Origin of the sequence: Trinickia dabaoshanensis, assembly GCF_002879885.1 — a bacterium.
In the GTDB taxonomy this organism is placed as follows: Bacteria; Pseudomonadota; Gammaproteobacteria; order Burkholderiales; family Burkholderiaceae; genus Trinickia; species Trinickia dabaoshanensis.
The window spans coordinates 26,723-42,942 of sequence record NZ_PNYA01000041.1; the positions used below are offsets into that span (position 1 = coordinate 26,723).

General features: G+C 61.7%; 14 protein-coding genes and 1 tRNA gene. 10 read left to right on the plus strand and 5 right to left on the minus strand.

Annotated elements, in window-relative coordinates:
- Positions 1-34 precede the first annotated feature (34 nt).
- The 5 genes from clpX to C0Z18_RS30435 all read left to right on the plus strand — a co-directional run bounded on the left by clpX (position 35) and on the right by C0Z18_RS30435 (position 6,337).
- A complete protein-coding gene (clpX, locus tag C0Z18_RS30415) occupies positions 35-1,306 on the plus strand; it encodes an ATP-dependent Clp protease ATP-binding subunit ClpX (protein ID WP_102649168.1) in 1,272 nt (423 codons plus the stop codon).
- Positions 1,307-1,488: 182 nt separating this feature from the next.
- Entirely contained in the window at positions 1,489-3,906 is a 2,418-nt protein-coding gene (gene lon, locus C0Z18_RS30420) for an endopeptidase La (RefSeq protein ID WP_102649169.1), read from the plus strand.
- 236 nt (positions 3,907-4,142) lie between these two features.
- A complete protein-coding gene (locus C0Z18_RS30425) occupies positions 4,143-4,415 on the plus strand; it encodes an HU family DNA-binding protein (protein ID WP_102649170.1) in 273 nt (90 codons plus the stop codon).
- Positions 4,416-4,475: 60 nt separating this feature from the next.
- Positions 4,476-4,551: transfer RNA gene (locus C0Z18_RS30430), tRNA-Val, on the plus strand.
- A gap of 295 nt (positions 4,552-4,846) precedes the next feature.
- Positions 4,847-6,337: an MFS transporter gene (locus C0Z18_RS30435; protein WP_102649171.1), complete on the plus strand. Its 1,491-nt coding sequence runs from the start codon at positions 4,847-4,849 to the stop codon at positions 6,335-6,337.
- Between the two features lie 58 nt (positions 6,338-6,395).
- Here the strand turns inward: C0Z18_RS30435 and C0Z18_RS30440 are convergent, their stop codons facing one another.
- Positions 6,396-7,343 (minus strand): LysR family transcriptional regulator, encoded by a 948-nt coding sequence (locus C0Z18_RS30440; protein WP_102649172.1) that lies wholly within the window; start codon positions 7,341-7,343, stop codon positions 6,396-6,398.
- A 232-nt stretch (positions 7,344-7,575) separates the two neighbouring features.
- Between C0Z18_RS30440 and C0Z18_RS30445 the strand changes: the two genes are divergently transcribed.
- Complete coding sequence (locus C0Z18_RS30445) at positions 7,576-7,905, plus strand: DUF4148 domain-containing protein (protein WP_102649173.1); 330 nt, start codon at positions 7,576-7,578, stop codon at positions 7,903-7,905.
- Positions 7,906-8,085: 180 nt separating this feature from the next.
- Here C0Z18_RS30445 and C0Z18_RS30450 read toward each other — a convergent pair whose 3' ends face one another.
- From C0Z18_RS30450 to C0Z18_RS30465, 4 genes are all read right to left on the minus strand, one after another.
- Positions 8,086-8,511 (minus strand): organic hydroperoxide resistance protein, encoded by a 426-nt coding sequence (locus C0Z18_RS30450; RefSeq protein WP_102649174.1) that lies wholly within the window; start codon positions 8,509-8,511, stop codon positions 8,086-8,088.
- 205 nt (positions 8,512-8,716) lie between these two features.
- The gene (locus tag C0Z18_RS30455) at positions 8,717-9,289 is read right to left on the minus strand and encodes a TetR/AcrR family transcriptional regulator (protein ID WP_102649175.1); all 573 of its coding nucleotides are present in this window, start codon (positions 9,287-9,289) and stop codon (positions 8,717-8,719) included.
- A gap of 59 nt (positions 9,290-9,348) precedes the next feature.
- Entirely contained in the window at positions 9,349-10,830 is a 1,482-nt protein-coding gene (locus tag C0Z18_RS30460) for a sensor domain-containing diguanylate cyclase (protein ID WP_102649176.1), read from the minus strand.
- Between the two features lie 123 nt (positions 10,831-10,953).
- Positions 10,954-11,772: an IclR family transcriptional regulator gene (locus C0Z18_RS30465; RefSeq protein ID WP_102649177.1), complete on the minus strand. Its 819-nt coding sequence runs from the start codon at positions 11,770-11,772 to the stop codon at positions 10,954-10,956.
- A gap of 367 nt (positions 11,773-12,139) precedes the next feature.
- On the opposite strand from C0Z18_RS30465, the gene C0Z18_RS30470 reads away from it, so the two are divergent.
- The 4 genes from C0Z18_RS30470 (at position 12,140) to C0Z18_RS30485 (ending at position 16,203) form a co-directional block, all read left to right on the plus strand.
- The gene (locus tag C0Z18_RS30470; protein WP_408647190.1) at positions 12,140-13,216 is read left to right on the plus strand and encodes a sugar ABC transporter substrate-binding protein; all 1,077 of its coding nucleotides are present in this window, start codon (positions 12,140-12,142) and stop codon (positions 13,214-13,216) included.
- Positions 13,217-13,280: 64 nt separating this feature from the next.
- Positions 13,281-14,846, plus strand: a complete 1,566-nt coding sequence (locus C0Z18_RS30475; protein WP_102649178.1) for a sugar ABC transporter ATP-binding protein — start codon at positions 13,281-13,283, stop codon at positions 14,844-14,846.
- A complete protein-coding gene (locus C0Z18_RS30480) occupies positions 14,836-15,876 on the plus strand; it encodes an ABC transporter permease (RefSeq protein ID WP_102649179.1) in 1,041 nt (346 codons plus the stop codon). Before C0Z18_RS30475 ends, C0Z18_RS30480 begins: the two co-directional genes overlap by 11 nt.
- Before the next feature lie 6 nt (positions 15,877-15,882).
- Positions 15,883-16,203: a UxaA family hydrolase gene (locus tag C0Z18_RS30485; protein ID WP_102649180.1), complete on the plus strand. Its 321-nt coding sequence runs from the start codon at positions 15,883-15,885 to the stop codon at positions 16,201-16,203.
- Positions 16,204-16,220: the final 17 nt, after the last annotated feature.

A 16,220-nucleotide genomic window follows, 5' to 3' on the forward strand; every position in this document is an offset into this window, starting at 1 on the left:
CCAGTCATTCGAGTGTCCGGAGGCTCGTATATCCATGGCGGACAAGAAAGGTTCGAACAGCGAAAAGCTGTTGTATTGCTCGTTTTGCGGCAAAAGCCAGCATGAGGTCAAAAAGCTCATCGCCGGCCCGTCGGTGTTCATCTGCGATGAATGCATCGACTTGTGCAACGAGATCATTCGCGACGAAGCCGCGGGAGCTGGCACGGACGCAGGCTTGTCGAAGTCCGACCTGCCTAGCCCGCAAGAGATCCGCGACATCCTCGATCAATACGTGATCGGGCAAGAGCGCGCGAAGAAAATTTTGGCCGTGGCGGTGTACAACCACTACAAGCGTCTCAAGCACCTCGACAAGAAGGACGAGGTCGAGCTCTCGAAGAGCAATATTCTGCTGATCGGGCCCACGGGCTCGGGCAAGACCTTGCTCGCGCAGACGCTTGCACGCCTGCTGAATGTGCCGTTCGTCATCGCCGACGCAACGACGCTCACGGAAGCCGGCTATGTCGGTGAAGACGTCGAGAACATCATTCAGAAGTTGCTGCAGAACTGCAACTACGAAGTCGAAAAGGCTCAGCGCGGCATCGTCTATATCGACGAAATCGACAAGATCAGCCGCAAGTCGGACAACCCGTCGATCACGCGCGACGTGTCGGGCGAGGGTGTGCAGCAGGCGCTGCTCAAGCTCGTCGAGGGCACGATGGCGTCGGTGCCGCCGCAAGGTGGGCGTAAGCATCCGAACCAAGACTTCATTCAAGTCGATACGACGAACATTTTGTTCATCTGCGGCGGCGCGTTCGACGGCCTCGAGAAAGTCATCACCGACCGCACGGAGAAAACGGGGATCGGTTTCGGCGCGAGCGTCAAGAGCAAGCAGGAGCGTGACGCCGGCGAGGTGCTGCGCGAAGTCGAGCCCGAGGATTTGATCAAATTCGGGTTGATTCCCGAGTTGATCGGCCGTCTGCCCGTCGTGGCGACGCTCGGCAAGCTCGATGAAGTCGCCCTGATGAAGATTCTGGTCGAGCCGAAAAACGCCCTGGTGAAGCAGTACAACAAGCTGTTCGCCATGGAGCGCGTCGAGCTCGAAATCCGTCCGGCGGCGTTGCAAGCCGTCGCGCGCAAGGCGATTCGCCGCAAGACGGGCGCCCGTGGCCTGCGTTCGATTCTGGAACAGGCGTTGCTCGACGTAATGTATGAATTGCCGGCGATGAAGGGAGTTAGTAAGGTCATCATCGACGATAACGTTATCGATGGCGACGGCAAGCCCCTGCTCATCTATGAAGAAGCGCCTAAGGTTGCGGGCTCGAATTGATTGACCCTAAAGCTTTCGCAGGAATGGCCGTTCATGGAGACGTGAACGGCTTTTTTCGTTTATCTTGTGGGTAACACTGACTCCTTCTGAACACATCGAACTTTTCCCACACGCGCAGGCTTGCAATTCGTACCGCGGGCCTCAACTACCGAAAGAACTGATTCCACTCATGGGGAAATGAAATGTCAGGAACCCAACTCCTCCCTCAAGAGCGCACCACGCTCCCGTTGCTGCCATTGCGCGACGTTGTCGTTTTCCCGCACATGGTTATCCCTCTGTTCGTGGGGCGGCCCAAGTCGATCAAGGCGCTCGAAGTCGCGATGGAGGGCGGCAAGCACATCATGCTGGTCGCGCAAAAGACCGCGGCCAAGGATGAGCCGACCGAAAAAGACATGTATGAAGTAGGGTGTATCGCCAACATCCTGCAAATGCTGAAATTGCCCGACGGCACCGTCAAGGTGCTCGTCGAGGGCTTGCAGCGCGCCAAAACGCTTTCGATCGAAGAGCAGGAAACGCAGTTTTCTTGCGAGGTCATGCCGCTCGAGCCCGACCATGCGGATGGCGCCGAAACCGAGGCGCTGCGCCGCGCGATCGTGTCGCAATTCGATCAGTACGTGAAGCTGAACAAGAAGATCCCGCCGGAGATCCTCACGTCGCTCGCGGGTATCGACGAAGCCGGCCGGCTGGCCGATACGATCGCGGCTCACTTGCCGCTCAAGCTCGATCAAAAGCAGCACATCCTCGAGATGTTCCCGGTCGTGGAACGGCTCGAGCACTTGCTCGCTCAGCTCGAAGCCGAAATCGACATTCTTCAGGTCGAAAAGCGCATCCGTGGCCGCGTGAAGCGCCAAATGGAGAAGAGCCAGCGCGAGTATTACCTGAACGAGCAGGTCAAGGCGATCCAGAAGGAACTGGGCGAAGGCGAAGAGGGTGCCGATCTCGAAGAACTCGAGAAGCGCATCGAAGCCGCGCGCATGCCGAAGGAAGCCAAGAAGAAGGCCGATTCGGAACTCAAGAAGCTCAAGCTGATGTCGCCGATGTCGGCGGAAGCCACCGTCGTGCGCAACTACATCGACACGCTGATCGCGTTGCCGTGGCGCAAGAAGAGCAAGGTCAACAACGACCTCTCGAACGCTGAGCGCGTGCTCGACGAAGACCACTTCGGCCTCGAAAAGGTCAAGGAACGCATTCTCGAGTATCTCGCGGTCCAACAACGCGTGGACAAGGTGAAGGCGCCGATTCTGTGCCTCGTCGGGCCTCCGGGCGTCGGTAAGACGTCGCTGGGCCAGTCGATCGCGCGCGCGACGAACCGCAAGTTCGTGCGGATGGCGCTCGGCGGCGTGCGTGACGAAGCCGAGATTCGCGGTCACCGCCGGACGTATATCGGCTCGATGCCGGGCAAGATCTTGCAGAGCCTCACGAAGGTGGGCGTGCGCAATCCGCTCTTCTTGCTCGACGAAGTCGACAAGATGGGGATGGATTTCCGCGGCGATCCGTCGTCGGCACTGCTCGAAGTCCTCGATCCCGAACAGAACCATACGTTCGCCGATCACTACGTCGAAGTCGATTTCGATCTGTCGGACGTGATGTTCGTCGCGACGTCGAACTCGCTGAACATCCCGCCGCCGTTGCTCGATCGGATGGAAGTGATCCGCTTGTCGGGCTACACGGAAGACGAGAAGGTCAGCATCGCGCAACGTTATCTGCTGCCGAAGCAGAAGAAGAACAACGGTCTGCGCGACGGCGAAATCGACGTCACCGAAGCCGCGATTCGCGACATCATTCGCTACTACACGCGTGAAGCGGGCGTGCGTTCGCTCGAGCGTGAAGTGTCGAAGATCTGCCGCAAGGTCGTGAAGATGTTGCTGCTGAAGAAGGCAGAGGGCGCCGTGAAGGTCGACGGCAGCAATCTCGACACCTTCCTCGGCGTGCGCAAGTACGACTTCGGTCTGGCCGCGAAGGAAAACCAGATCGGTCAGGTCACGGGTCTCGCATGGACGGAAGTCGGTGGCGATCTGCTGACGATCGAAGCCGCGGTGATGCCGGGCAAGGGCAACGTCATCCGCACGGGTTCGCTCGGCGACGTGATGAAGGAGTCCGTCGAAGCGGCACGTTCGGTCGTGCGTTCGCGCTCGCGCCGTCTTGGCGTGAAGGACGAGGCGTTCGAGAAGCAGGACATCCACATCCACGTGCCGGAAGGCGCGACGCCGAAGGACGGTCCGTCCGCCGGTATCGCGATGACGACCGCGCTCGTGTCGGTGCTCACCGGTATTCCGGTGCGGGCCGACGTGGCGATGACGGGCGAAATCACGCTGCGCGGCGAAGTGCTGCCGATCGGTGGGTTGAAGGAGAAGCTGCTGGCGGCGCATCGCGGCGGCATCAAGCTCGTGCTGATCCCCGAGGAGAACGTCAAGGATTTGGCGGATATCCCCGATAACGTGAAGAACGCAATCGAAATCGTGCCGGTCCGCTGGATCGACAAGGTGCTCGAACTCGCGCTCGAACGGACGCCCGAGCCGCTGGCCGAGGAAGAAGTGAAGGCCGCGCCGGTTGCCGAAGCGTCGAAGGACGCGGGGGCGGGGGAAGTCGTCAAGCATTAAGGCTCGATAGCCGCGGTTGAGCGGCTGCGAAAACCCGCGAGTAGTGCGCTATGCGCTGCTCGCGGTTTTTTTTATTTATGACCCGTTGCGGCGAATGACAAGGATCAGAGAGAACCCCCGTTGACACTCCTGTTTCGGCTACTTTTAATGGGCGAGCGCAGCTTTTGGCTGCGCTTTCTTTCGGGCGGCTGACGGCCCATTCAGATGTTGGGAAACAATCATCATCGGGGATTCGGATGAACAAGACGGAACTGATCGACCACATCGCACAACAAGCGGATCTATCGAAGGCAGCGGCGGGACGGGCGCTGGAGGCCGTGATCGGCGGGGTGAAAGGCACCCTCAAGAAGGGCGGAACGGTAACGCTCGTCGGCTTCGGCACGTTCGCCGTCGGCAAGCGCACTGCGCGCACCGGCCGCAATCCGCGCACCGGCGCAGCCATCAAAATCAAGGCCGCGAAGGTTCCGAAATTTAAACCTGGTAAGGCGCTAAAAGATGCGCTAAACTAGCGGGCTCGCTGGTTGTGAATGTCTCTGCACTTGCAACCAGGCGAAATCAGTAAGCGAGCGGGGTGCTTAGCTCAGTTGGTAGAGCGGCGCCCTTACAAGGCGTAGGTCGGGAGTTCGAGCCTCTCAGCACCCACCACCGTTCGCATGGATTCGGTTAGATCCTCTGTGCTCTAACGTAGTACCCGGAAACCCGCGTCGGCATATTAGGCCTCGCGGGTTTTTTGTTTTTTTCCGCTCGATGCGCATCGTTGAGCGATCCGTCGCGCCCGTCGATCTTTCTTGGTATTAAAAATCGTTGTTTCTGAAATATTGATTCATATCTGTTAGTCATCGTCGACGTCCGCTACCTTGAGAACGTCAAACGCTGCCTCCGGGAATCGGCGGCAGTCGCGCCCGCCACGCGCATCCCCTCCAACAGGCAAGAATCAGCCATGAAACCCGCGGACCTCGACGAACGTGCGGCGGCAGCTCCGATTGGCGCAGTGCCGCGTATCGATCATGTTCCGACTAGGGGCCAGGCGCCGCGCTTTCGCAGTGTGCTCGCGCTTGCCGTGCTCCTTACCGGCACCTTTCTTTCGCCGCTCGATTATTTCATCGTTAATTTGGCGCTTCCCGCAATTCGAATAAGCTTACATGCGACCGCGGCACAATTGCAGTTGATCGTGTCCGTTTATGCCTCGGCGTTTGCCGTTCTACTGGTGACGGCAGGGCGACTAGGAGATTTATACGGTCGAAAAAAACTATTCATGAGCGGTATGGCCGGGTTTGTGATTTCGTCGGCATTATGCGCGGGTTCGCGGAATGGTCTAATACTCATTATCGGCCGTATTCTTCAGGGCGCCTCCGCTTCGGTCATGGTTCCGCAGATATTGGCGACCATTCGTACCGTTTTCCCGAAAGAACAGCAAACGAAGGTAATGAGCTTATACGGCTTTGTGTTCGGCATTGCGTCGGTTGCCGGGCAGCTCGGTGGCGGCGCGCTGATCACCCTCAAGCCGTTCGGGCTCGACTGGCAATCGATCTTTTTGATCAACGTACCGGTCGGGACCCTGGCGCTCATCGGCGCGTGGCGCTTCGTACCGGAAAACCGGCCCGAGCTGCGGGCACGCATCGATATCAACGGCGTGTTCTTGCTCTCCATCTTTCTCGCACTCGTCATTTACCCGCTTACGCAGGGGCGCGAAGCAGGTTGGCCGGCGTGGACCTTCGTGTGCTTCGGGCTCAGCGTACCGGTGCTCATCCTTTTCCTCGTGACCGAGCATCGTCTCGAAGCGAGGCACGGCGATCCGCTCGTCGACCTGCATCTCTTTCGAAATCCGGTGTTTTCGATCGGCCTCGCGCTGGCCTTCTGCTTTTACTGCGACAGCGTGTTTTTCCTGACGTACGGAATCTTTCTGCAAAGCGGGTTGCATTGGACCGCTTGGACTTCCGGTGTGGCAATCCTGCCGTTTGGGATCGGTGCGGTTCTCGGGCCGCTGATGTCGCCCGAACTCGTTCGGCGCGTGGGGAGCCACGTGCTGACCGTCGGCTTTGGCCTGCTTGCCGGAGGTTTCGGAATCTCCGGCTTGGCGCTCTTTCACGAACCCATCCCGGGGGCTTGGTTCTATTTCGGCTTGCTGCTTGCCGGAATGGGGCTCGGTACCGTGCTGCCGTCGGTGGTGCGAATCGTGATCGGCGAAATCGAGCTGGCTAAGGCGGGCCTCGCCTCCGGCGTCGTGACGTCGATGTTGCAGATCGGCTCTGCTTTCGGCGCGACCGCCATCAGTGGGGTGTTCTTTTCGGTGCTTTCCACCGGTACGTCGCCCGCCGATTACGCGCGCGCTTATCAAGCGGCGATAGGCATCGCATCGATCCTTTTCGTTGCCTGCGTGATCTTGTCGATCATGCTGGTGGGGCGTCAGGCTCGCGCGGCACGCGCCTGACGCCGCCACCGCTCATCGGACGGCACGAGCGAAAACGTTCGCGTCCGAATCGATGCCGCTACGCCGCCTGCGCCCCCACGCTTGCTTTGGTGCGAGCCGCCGTTTGCATCAGCGGCTCCCGCGCGAACACCTCGGCCACCCAATCCGCAAATACGCGCACCTTGCGCGGCAAGTGCCGGTTGCGCGCATACATGATCGATATCGGTCGCGGCGGCGAACAGTAGTCCTTCAAAATTTCGACGAGCTCGCCGCTCTCGAGATGCGGTGCGATCGGGTAGATCGCGCTCTTGAGCAACCCGAGCCCATGAAGGCCGCAGGAGATATAAGCATCGACGTCGTTGACGGCGATGAGCCCGTGCATGTCCACCGTTTCGACGACGCCGCCGACGAGATAATCCCAGCCGCGCATACGCCCCGTGTTGCTCGAGACGTAGTTCACCCCGATATGGTTGTGCAGATCGGCGATGGTTTTCGGCTCGCCATATTTCTCGAGGTAGCTGGGTGACGCGCAGGTGATGCGCCGCATGTTGCCGATGCGGCGTGCGACCAGCCCCGAATCCTCGAGCTCGCCCGTGCGAATCACACAGTCGACGCCTTCTTCGACGATATCGACTTGCCTGTCGCTGAGACCCATTTCGATTTCGATGTCGGGATAGCGTTCGAAAAAATCGGGCAGGGCGGGGATGATGATCATCTTCGCGATCAGCGCGGGCAGATTCACTTTGAGCCGCCCTTTAGGGTTCAGCTTCGCGTGCGTGAGCTCCGCTTCCATCTCGTCCACCTCGGCGAGCACGCGGATGCTGCGCTGATAGTAGGCCTCGCCGTCGTCCGTCACGCTGATGCTGCGCGTCGTGCGATTGAGCAAACGCGCGCCCAAATGTGCCTCGAGCGCTTGTACCGTGCGCGAGACCTGGGGTGCCGCCAGTTGCAGCGATTCCGCCGCCTTGACGAAACTGCGCGACTCGACGACGCGCGTGAATACCTTCATTGCAAAGAAGCGGTCCATGACCCACCTCCCTCCGTATCGTTCTTTTATTCCAACGCAATAACCGATGATCCGACGGCGGCGCCACGAGGCTTGTGCCATGCCAGCCACGCTCGCGGATTGTTATCCCAGCGGCACCAATGAATTCCGGAAAACCGTCTTTATCCGGGAAGACCCTAAGCCTACACTGCCTTCACCTGCTGCACACGACTGTGTTCGCAGCTCCTTATAACAGTAGTCGGAGGTCGTCATCATGAATACGCTTATCAAGCAACTCGTCGTGGCCGTTGCACTCGTCGCCCCCGTGGCATCCTCGTTCGCTCAGTCGAATCAACCGGTCACGCGCGAGCAAGTCCGCGCCGATTTGGTGCGTTTGGAACGCGCCGGATACAACCCGCGCGACTGGTTGCACTACCCGGAGAACATCCAAGCCGCGGAACAACGCGTGAGCGCGCAAGAGGGTAACAGCGCGGCCGATACGAGCGGTTACGGGCCTAGCGTCGAAGGCACGTCGCAGTCAGGCCATAGCGTGACCAACGGTGCCGTGAGCTCGTACTCGCCGCCGATCTATCAGCACAACTAAGCAACGGTTTTTGAACCGGTAAAGCAACGGGGCGATGCGTTTTTCACGCATCGCCCCGTTGGCGCGACACCCATCGCGCAAGCGTAGCCGCCCCCTAGCCGACCCTCTCCGAGCCGCTGGGTATCCCGGTGGTGTTTGCCCAGGCCGTTTAGGCCTGGGCCTTTTTCCCCTCGTACCGCGTTAGACGAGCGTCAGCGTCACGTCGATGTTGTTACGCGTCGCGTTCGAGTACGGGCAGACCATGTGCGCTTTTTCGATCAGCGCCTGTGCGCTTTCGCGCTCCATGCCGGGCAGCGAGATTTTCAATTCCACTTCGATGCCGAAACCGTTCGGAATCGCGCCGATGCCGACGCTGCCTTCGATCGATACGTCTTGCGGCAACGCGATCTTCTCGCGCGCCGCCACGAACTTCATGGCGCCAATGAAGCAGGCGCTGTAGCCGGCCGCGAACAATTGCTCCGGATTTGCGCCGTCGCCGCCGGCACCGCCCAATTCGCGCGGCGTCGTCAAACGCAGGTCGAGACTGCTGTCGGCTACCACGGCACGGCCGTCGCGGCCGCCCGTTGCACGAGCGTGAGCACGGTAGAGAACTTTTTCGATCGACATGATGCAACTCCTATCTGTAATGGATTGATGACGTTCACTCGGCCTGCCTGGATCAGGCTAGGCCATTCATACGAAACTGCCGCTTGCTTCGAACTGCTCGACCTTGACTGCATCGATTTGAATTTCTATCTACCAGAAGATAGATAAGACAGCGCATGAAAAGGGCGCCCAACACGCCCCGATCTCATGAGTACCGCTTATCCGTCTACTTTTGCTTCGACAACTTGAACGACGCTTCGACTTCTTCCAGGCGGCTCTTGGTACGAAACAACCGGCTGGCCAGACCCGCGCCTTGCAGCGCGGCAAAGAAAGCGCGCGCCGCCTGTTCCGGCGTTGCGCTCGTTGCCAGGGTGCCATCGCTCGCACCTTCGGCAAAGATCTGTGTCAGACAAGCTTCGTTCGCCTTGAAAAACGCTTGTACCGCTAGGCGAACGGGCTCCGGCAACGTTTCGATATCGGCGGCCAGCATTCCGCACAGGCAAATATGGTCGCCATCGCCAAGCGTGCGGCCGAACATTTTCGCGAACTTCGCGAGCTTGCCCTCGGCCGGCAAGCCGGCATCGATCGTTTTCACCGCGTCTTGCACTTCCCGCGTATAAGCGTGAACGGCTTCGAGCACCAGGTCGTCTTTCGACGGAAAGTAGTAGTGAATGCTCGAGGTCTTCACGCCGACGAGATCGGACAGGTCGCGATAGCTGAATCCATTGTAGCCACGCAGCATCATCAGCGAGATAGCGTGATCGAGGATTTGCTCGCGGACTGTCTTCGTCGTTTCCATGATGCGTACTTTATCTACTAGTAGATAGATAGTCAAGCACTTCGTGTGTCGATCCGAAACTACGCCTGCGACTGCTCTTCGGGCGCGTGGTGACGGCGCTTGTCCTCGTACATCGCCACGTCGGCTTCGCGCAGCATGTCTTCGAGTCGTTCGCCGCGCTCGCAGGTGGCCCAGCCCATCGAGAAGCTCAACGTCGGCCCCGAATAGAATTGATTGTTCAATTCGACGATCTGACGAATGCCGTCGGCAATGACCTCGGTCTCGCGCTCGTTGGCGCCGGGCAGCAGCACCACGAATTCATCGCCCCCGATGCGCGCGGCTTGATACGGCTTGTGGATCGCTTTCGCGAGCACTTCGCCGGCACGGCGCAGCAGGGCGTCTCCCGCCGCGTGGCCGAGCTGGTCGTTGACGGTCTTCAGGTCATTCAAATCGACGATGATCGCGCTGACGGGGAACGGGCCCTTGCGTTCGAGGCGGTTCAGTTCGTCGACGTAGAACGAGCGATTCTTGAGCTTGGTCAGCACGTCGTGCTTGCCGAGGTATTCGAGGTACGCCTCGGCTTTCTTGCGAGCGGTGATGTCGGTCAGCGCGAGCAGTACGAGATCCCATTCGCGCTCATGACCGGGAAACACCGAAAACTGCAGATGCAAATGCACTTCGCTGCCGTCGAGCGAGTAGTTCAGCACCTCGCGCTGCTGGAACAGGCGCCCCTCCCAAAGATCGATCAATTGCTCGCGGAAGTGCAGGCGCATATCGTCGCGAAAGACTTCGGGCAAACGGCCCAGCAACGAAGTCTTGTCGTCGGCCTTGAATAGGTCGATCGTGTAGCGGTTCACGTCGAGCACGACGATTTCTTCCATGCAGCGCTCGACGAATTCGGGGTGCACGTCCGTGAACGTGCGGAAATCGGTGATGCCTTGCTCGCGCACTTCGTCGATGAGCGCCTTGATCCGGCGAAAATCCTCGATCCATAGCGACACGGGCGCGTGTTCGAAGAGTCCTTGCGCGTACTGATGACTCGCGAGCGCACGCCGGCGTGCGTCTTCGAGATCGGTGATGTCGTCGATCGCGACCAGTACGCGGTCCCACGTCGCTTCGTGTCCCGGCATGATCACGCCCTTGAGCATGATGTCCATGCGCTGGCCGTCGAGGCGGTAGTTCACGCTCTTGCTCTCGAACGAGAGGCTGCCCGACCACATCTGCTCGAGTTCCTCGATATGCGCCTCGAGCATGTCGTCGCGCAGCACGTCGGCCAGGCGCGCCGAGAGTTCGTCGAAATCCTTGGCCCCATACAGCTCCAACGTGCGGCGGTTGACCTTGAGCACGCGAATGCAAGCGGAGCATTGCGCGACACGCTGCGTGTCGGCTTCTAGGAACGCGCGAAGATCGGCGACGCCTTGGGCGCGCCAAGTATCGAACAACGCACGCAAGAGGCTGTAGTCCTCGAGCCAAAGCGAGGTGGGCGTGAGATCGAACAGGTCGAGCGGCGCGACGCTCGATGCGTCGAGGGCCGGTTCTTCGTTCTGTGTGGCTGATTTCATAGGGGCGTTTGTCGGCGATGTGCATCTGGCGACGCGATGATGCCGGATCGAGGTTCACGTCTCGGTTAACGGCTCGCGCGGTTCGAACTGAAGACCACGGCGGTGCGGCAAATCGCGCCGCCGCTACTGCGATTCGTGCATCGATAACTTGCCCGCGGCCGCGTCCAGCATGGTCGTCACTTGGTCGAGCGAGGGCGCCACGTACTCGTCGATACGCCGCATGTACGGCGTGGTCAGCGAGGCGATCGCATAACCGGCCGGGCCGAGGATCGGGAACGTGACGTCGGTCACGCCGAACGTCTGCGCGCTGTCCTTGCGCAAATGGCCGCGGTCGCGAACGGCCGCCAACGTCGACGCGAGCGCATGCGCATCGAGCGCGATCTCACCCTTGACCTTGGTGTGCTCCGCCAGCATGCGAGCGCGTTCGGCTTCGCTCTGGAATGCGAGCATCACCTGTCCGGACGCCGTATCGATCAATCCCACATGGGAGCCGAGGCGAATCGAAAGCCCCCAAGTACCGGGCCCATCGACCTGCGCAATGACGAGCAAATTCCCGCGGTCGTAGACGGTCAAGTGGCAAGACTGCTCCGCTTGCTCGGCGAAGGCTTGCATGACGGGCAGGGCCGCCGCGATGAATCGGTTCATCGGCGGATGCCGGTGCGCGAGCGCAAACAACTTCAGGCTCAGCGAGTAGCGGTCGCCGCCCGCGGAACGGACGACGTACTGCCGCGCGACGAGACGCTCGAGCATGCGGTAGATCTCGCTCGCGTTGCGGCCGAGCGCTTTCATGATCTCGGCTCGTGTGAGGCCGTCCTTTTGTTCGGACAACAACTCCAAGATGTCGAGCCCTTTGTCGAGCGCCGGGGCACGGTAACGGTCGGCTTCGTCGAGCGCGGCGTCTCCGACGGCGTCGGTCGAGAGCGATGATTTCGCGGATTTCACAGGGGCGCAGCCTCAGAACATAGGGGTACTTAGGGGAAAACACGGGCGTGCGTCATGCTTGACGACCATGCGTCCGTATATGAATAATAAGTTCATCCATGAACAAGTGCATCGGCGGCCATGCTAGCCGGTGTATTGACAGCATGCGCGCAGCCGCCGGCATCCGTTGCCAAAGCAGCAGCATAACCAAGCCGCCACAGAGCGGACCACAAGATCGGGCCATATCGGCCCGCCCCGTTGCGTCTTGCCGACGCAATACCGCGAAGCATGGAGCCCAGGGCAGCGCGAGCGCGCGCATTTGGGCCAGGAGACGACTATGACACCGAGCATCGAACCGGTTCGCGCCGGGCAGTGGGCAGTTCGTGGAGTGCGTTTCGTAAAAGAAAGCTTGTGCGCGTCGATACGGCGAGGCGCGCGCGCTTCGTCCGGCGGTCCCGGTCGCCGGGCGCGTCTGGTGCTCACCGCGGCGCTTGCGACGACGGGGGCGACCGTGGGCGTGGCTCACGCGGCGAGCGATGCCATCGGCGCCAATCTACCGCTGCTGACCTCGCCGTTCTGGCAGGCCTATAACAACTATTTGCCGCAGTACGCGAAACAGCTCGGGCTCGACATGCTGGCGCCGGTCAACTCCAACGGCGACCCGGCCCAGCAGATCACCGATATCAACAATCTGCTCAATCAAGGCGTGAAGGGCATCGTCACCGGACCACTGGATTCGGCGGCGATCAGCCGGGCGCTCGCCGCGGCGTCGGCCAAGCAGGTGCCCGTCGTCGCGGTGGACGTGGCGCCCACGCAAGGCAAGGTAGCCATGGTCGTGCGGGCCGACAACCGCGCTTACGGCGAGAAGGCCTGCGAGTACATCGGCGATCACGTGGCGGCCGGCAAGGTCGTGCAGATCATGGGCGATCTGGCCTCCGTGAACGGGCGGGACCGTTCGGAAGCGTTCCGCTCGTGCATCAAGAGTCGCTATCCGAAGCTGCAAGTGCTCGAAATTCCGGCGGCGTGGAAGGGCGATGTCGCGGCGTCCGCGCTCGATAGCTTGCTCACGGCGAATCCGGACGTCAAAGGCATCTATATGCAAGCGGGCGGGGTCTATCTGTCGCCGACGCTGCAAACGCTGCGCCGGAAACACATGTTGTTCCCCACCGGCGATGCGAAGCATATCGTCATCGTCAGCAACGACGGCATTCCGCAAGAGTTCGATGCGATTCGCAAAGGCGAGATCGACGCCACCGTGTCCCAGCCCGCCGACAGCTACGCGAAGTACGGTCTTTGGTACATGAAGGAAACGCTCGCGGGCAAGACCTTCAAGCCCGGCCCGACCGATCACGGCAGCACCATCGTTCAGCTCGCTCCCGGCATTCTCGAAGATCAATTGCCGGCGCCGCTCGTGACGAAAGCGAACGTGGACGACAAGAGCCTGTGGGGCAATTCGCTGAAGTGACCGCCGAACGCGTCCCCGTTGCGAACGCAGGCAGCCATCCCTTCAACGTCTAGAGCGAATCGACATGGGAGCCGTTCCTTTTTTTAGCGAAACAGCCGAGCCCTTGGCGACGCCGGTCGTCGAAGCGCTCGGCGCCACGAAGCGTTTCGGCTCCACGACGGCGGTCGCGGGCGTCGATCTGCGCGTGATGCCGGGCGAGTCGCACGCCCTCGTGGGCCGTAACGGCGCGGGTAAATCGACGCTCGTTTCGCTGCTCACGGGCCTGAGCAAGCCGTGCCAGGGCGAAATCCGCTTCGGCGGCGAAAGCGCGCCGCCGATTGCCGATCGCGACGCCTGGCGCGAGCGCGTGGCGTGTGTCTATCAGCATTCCACGGTCATCGCGGAATTGAGCGTTGCCGAGAATCTGTTCGTCAATCGGCAACCCGTGCGGCGCGGGATGATCGACTGGCGCGCGATGCGCCGCGAAGCGCGCGCGCTGCTCGATCATTGGCATATCGACGTGCGCGAGGATGCGCGCTGCGGCGATCTGGGCGTCGAGGCGAGGCAGCTCGTCGAGATCGCCCGGGCACTGTCGCACGGCGCACGGTTCATCATCCTCGACGAGCCCACCGCGCAGCTCGACGGCGACGAGATCAAGCGGCTATTTCGCCGCATCGAAGAGTTGCAGCGCGAGGGCGTGACGTTCTTGTTCATCTCGCATCATCTGCAAGAGGTCTACGAGATCTGCCAAGCGGTGACGGTCTTGCGCGACGCGCGGCGGATCTTGACCGCTCGCGTGGAGCGGTTGCCGCGGGAGGCCCTGATCGAAGCGATGACGGGCGAGGCGGGCGGCGTGGTCTGCGCCGACGCTTCGCGCCGGGCCCCGTTGACCGGCGCGACGATCGCGCTCGAAGTTCAAGCGCTGTCCGGCGCGGACTTCGCTGATGTCTCCTTCAACGTGCGGCGCGGGGAGGTCGTGGGTTTGGCCGGTGCGACGAGCAGCGGGCGCACGAGCGTGGCGGAAGCGATCGCCGGGCTGCGGCGGCCGCACGCGGGCGCCGTTCGCGTGCGCACCGGCGACGGCGACGGCGCGGCGGGCATCACGCTGCCGCACGGCGACGTGCCGGCCGCGCTGGACGCAGGCGTGGGCTGCGTCCCCAAGGATCGTCATCGCGAGGGACTCGTGCTGTCGCAGTCGATCGCCGAAAACGCGACGATGACGCTCATGCGCAAGTTGTCCCGGTTCGGGTTCGTCCCGCCGTCGGTCAAGGCTCGGCTCGCGGGCGAGGCGATCGATACGCTCGGTATCGTCGCGCAAGGGCCGCTCGCACCCGTCTCGGGCTTATCGGGCGGCAATCAGCAGAAAGTAGTCATGGCGCGCGCGCTGGCGACCAATCCGCGCGTGCTCGTGCTCATCGATCCGACCGCCGGCGTGGACGTCAAGTCGAAGGAAGCATTGCTCGCGATGGCCGAACGCGCGCGCGAAGAGGGGCGCGCCGTCGTCGTCGCCAGCGGGGAAATCGACGATTTGCGCGGCTGCGATCGCGTGCTCGTCATGTTCCGCGGGCGCATCGCGCGCGAGTTCACGGCCGGTTGGGCCGATCAGGAATTGATCGCATCGATCGAAGGAGTCGATCTCAATGAAGCCTAGTTTGTCTAGTCCGGGCCCGCAGGCCCATGCGGCCGGTTTCGCCGTTTCGAGCGCCAACGGCGGCATCGAACGGCGCATCGATTTGGCGCGCTGGCGCGATCTCGCGTTGTTGCCCGCGCTGGCCGTGCTGATCGCCGTCGGCGCGTGGGTCAGCCCGAGTTTTCTCACGCGAGCGAACCTCGTTAGCGTGCTCGGCGCATCGGCCGCGCTCGCCCTCGTCGTGCTCGCCGAATCGTTGATCGTCATCGTCGGCAAGTTCGATCTGTCGCTCGAATCGACCGTGGGATTCGCGCCCGCACTCGGGGCGATGCTCGTCATGCCCGCGAGTTCGGCCGGCTTCGGCTGGCAATGGCCGCCGCTCGCGGGGCTCGCGGCGATCGTCGCGGTCGGGGCGCTCATCGGCTGGATCAACGGCTTGCTCGTCGTGCGCCTGCGTTTGAATGCGTTCATCGTCACGCTGGCGATGCTGATCGTCTTGCGCGGCATGCTCGTCGGCGCGACGAAGGGCGGCACGTTGTTCGACATGCCGCCGTCCTTCTTCGCGCTTGCCACCGTGACTGTGTTCGGCTTGCCGATGTCGGTTTGGCTGGCCGCCGCGGCATTCGCGTTTGCCGCGTTCATGCTGCGCTATCACCGCATCGGGCGGGCGCTCTATGCGATCGGCGGGAATGCGCAAGCGGCGCGCGCGGCCGGTATCCGCGTCGAACGCGTCGTCTGGGGCGTGTTCGTACTCGGCAGCGCGCTCGCGTCGATCGGCGGGCTCATCGTCACGGGTTATGTGGGCGCCATCAACGCCAACCAAGGCAACGGGATGATCTTCACCGTGTTCGCCGCAGCCGTGATCGGCGGCATTTCGCTCGATGGCGGCAAAGGGACGATGTTCGGTGCGCTCACCGGCGTGCTGTTGCTCGGCGTGGTGCAAAACCTGTTGACGCTCGCGCAAGTGCCGTCGTTTTGGATTCAGGCGATCTACGGCGCGATCATCCTCGGTTCGCTGATGATTGCCCGCGTGGCCGGCAGTCAGGAGTGACGGCTCATGACGCTCGATCCGCGGCTCCTACTGCTTTCGCCCGAGGACAATTGCCTCATCGCCGCGACGACGCTCGCGGCCGGCACCGCCCTCGAACTGGAAGGCGACACCGTCGTCCTGGCCGATACGATCGCGCTCGGCCACAAGCTCGCCCGGCATGCGTTTGCCCCCGGCGAGAAGATCGTACGCTACGGCGCGCCGATCGGCCATGTCACGCGCGCCGTCGCCAAAGGCGAGCACCTGCATACGCACAATTTGGAAAGCGACTATCTGCCTACGTATACGCTCGATGCGGGCCATGCCTACGTCGAGCGTGACGACTCCTGATCGACCCATGACCTATT

What these genes read in the sequence shown, in the direction of transcription:
- clpX (WP_102649168.1), top strand. Translation starts at nt 35, where the DNA reads ATGGCGGACAAGAAAGGTTCGAACAGCGAAAAGCTGTTGTATTGCTCG.
- lon (WP_102649169.1), top strand. Translation starts at nt 1,489, where the DNA reads ATGTCAGGAACCCAACTCCTCCCTCAAGAGCGCACCACGCTCCCGTTG.
- C0Z18_RS30425 (WP_102649170.1), top strand. Translation starts at nt 4,143, where the DNA reads ATGAACAAGACGGAACTGATCGACCACATCGCACAACAAGCGGATCTA.
- C0Z18_RS30435 (WP_102649171.1), top strand. Translation starts at nt 4,847, where the DNA reads ATGAAACCCGCGGACCTCGACGAACGTGCGGCGGCAGCTCCGATTGGC.
- C0Z18_RS30440 (WP_102649172.1), bottom strand. Translation starts at nt 7,343, where the DNA reads ATGGACCGCTTCTTTGCAATGAAGGTATTCACGCGCGTCGTCGAGTCG.
- C0Z18_RS30445 (WP_102649173.1), top strand. Translation starts at nt 7,576, where the DNA reads ATGAATACGCTTATCAAGCAACTCGTCGTGGCCGTTGCACTCGTCGCC.
- C0Z18_RS30450 (WP_102649174.1), bottom strand. Translation starts at nt 8,511, where the DNA reads ATGTCGATCGAAAAAGTTCTCTACCGTGCTCACGCTCGTGCAACGGGC.
- C0Z18_RS30455 (WP_102649175.1), bottom strand. Translation starts at nt 9,289, where the DNA reads ATGGAAACGACGAAGACAGTCCGCGAGCAAATCCTCGATCACGCTATC.
- C0Z18_RS30460 (WP_102649176.1), bottom strand. Translation starts at nt 10,830, where the DNA reads ATGAAATCAGCCACACAGAACGAAGAACCGGCCCTCGACGCATCGAGC.
- C0Z18_RS30475 (WP_102649178.1), top strand. Translation starts at nt 13,281, where the DNA reads ATGGGAGCCGTTCCTTTTTTTAGCGAAACAGCCGAGCCCTTGGCGACG.
- C0Z18_RS30480 (WP_102649179.1), top strand. Translation starts at nt 14,836, where the DNA reads ATGAAGCCTAGTTTGTCTAGTCCGGGCCCGCAGGCCCATGCGGCCGGT.
- C0Z18_RS30485 (WP_102649180.1), top strand. Translation starts at nt 15,883, where the DNA reads ATGACGCTCGATCCGCGGCTCCTACTGCTTTCGCCCGAGGACAATTGC.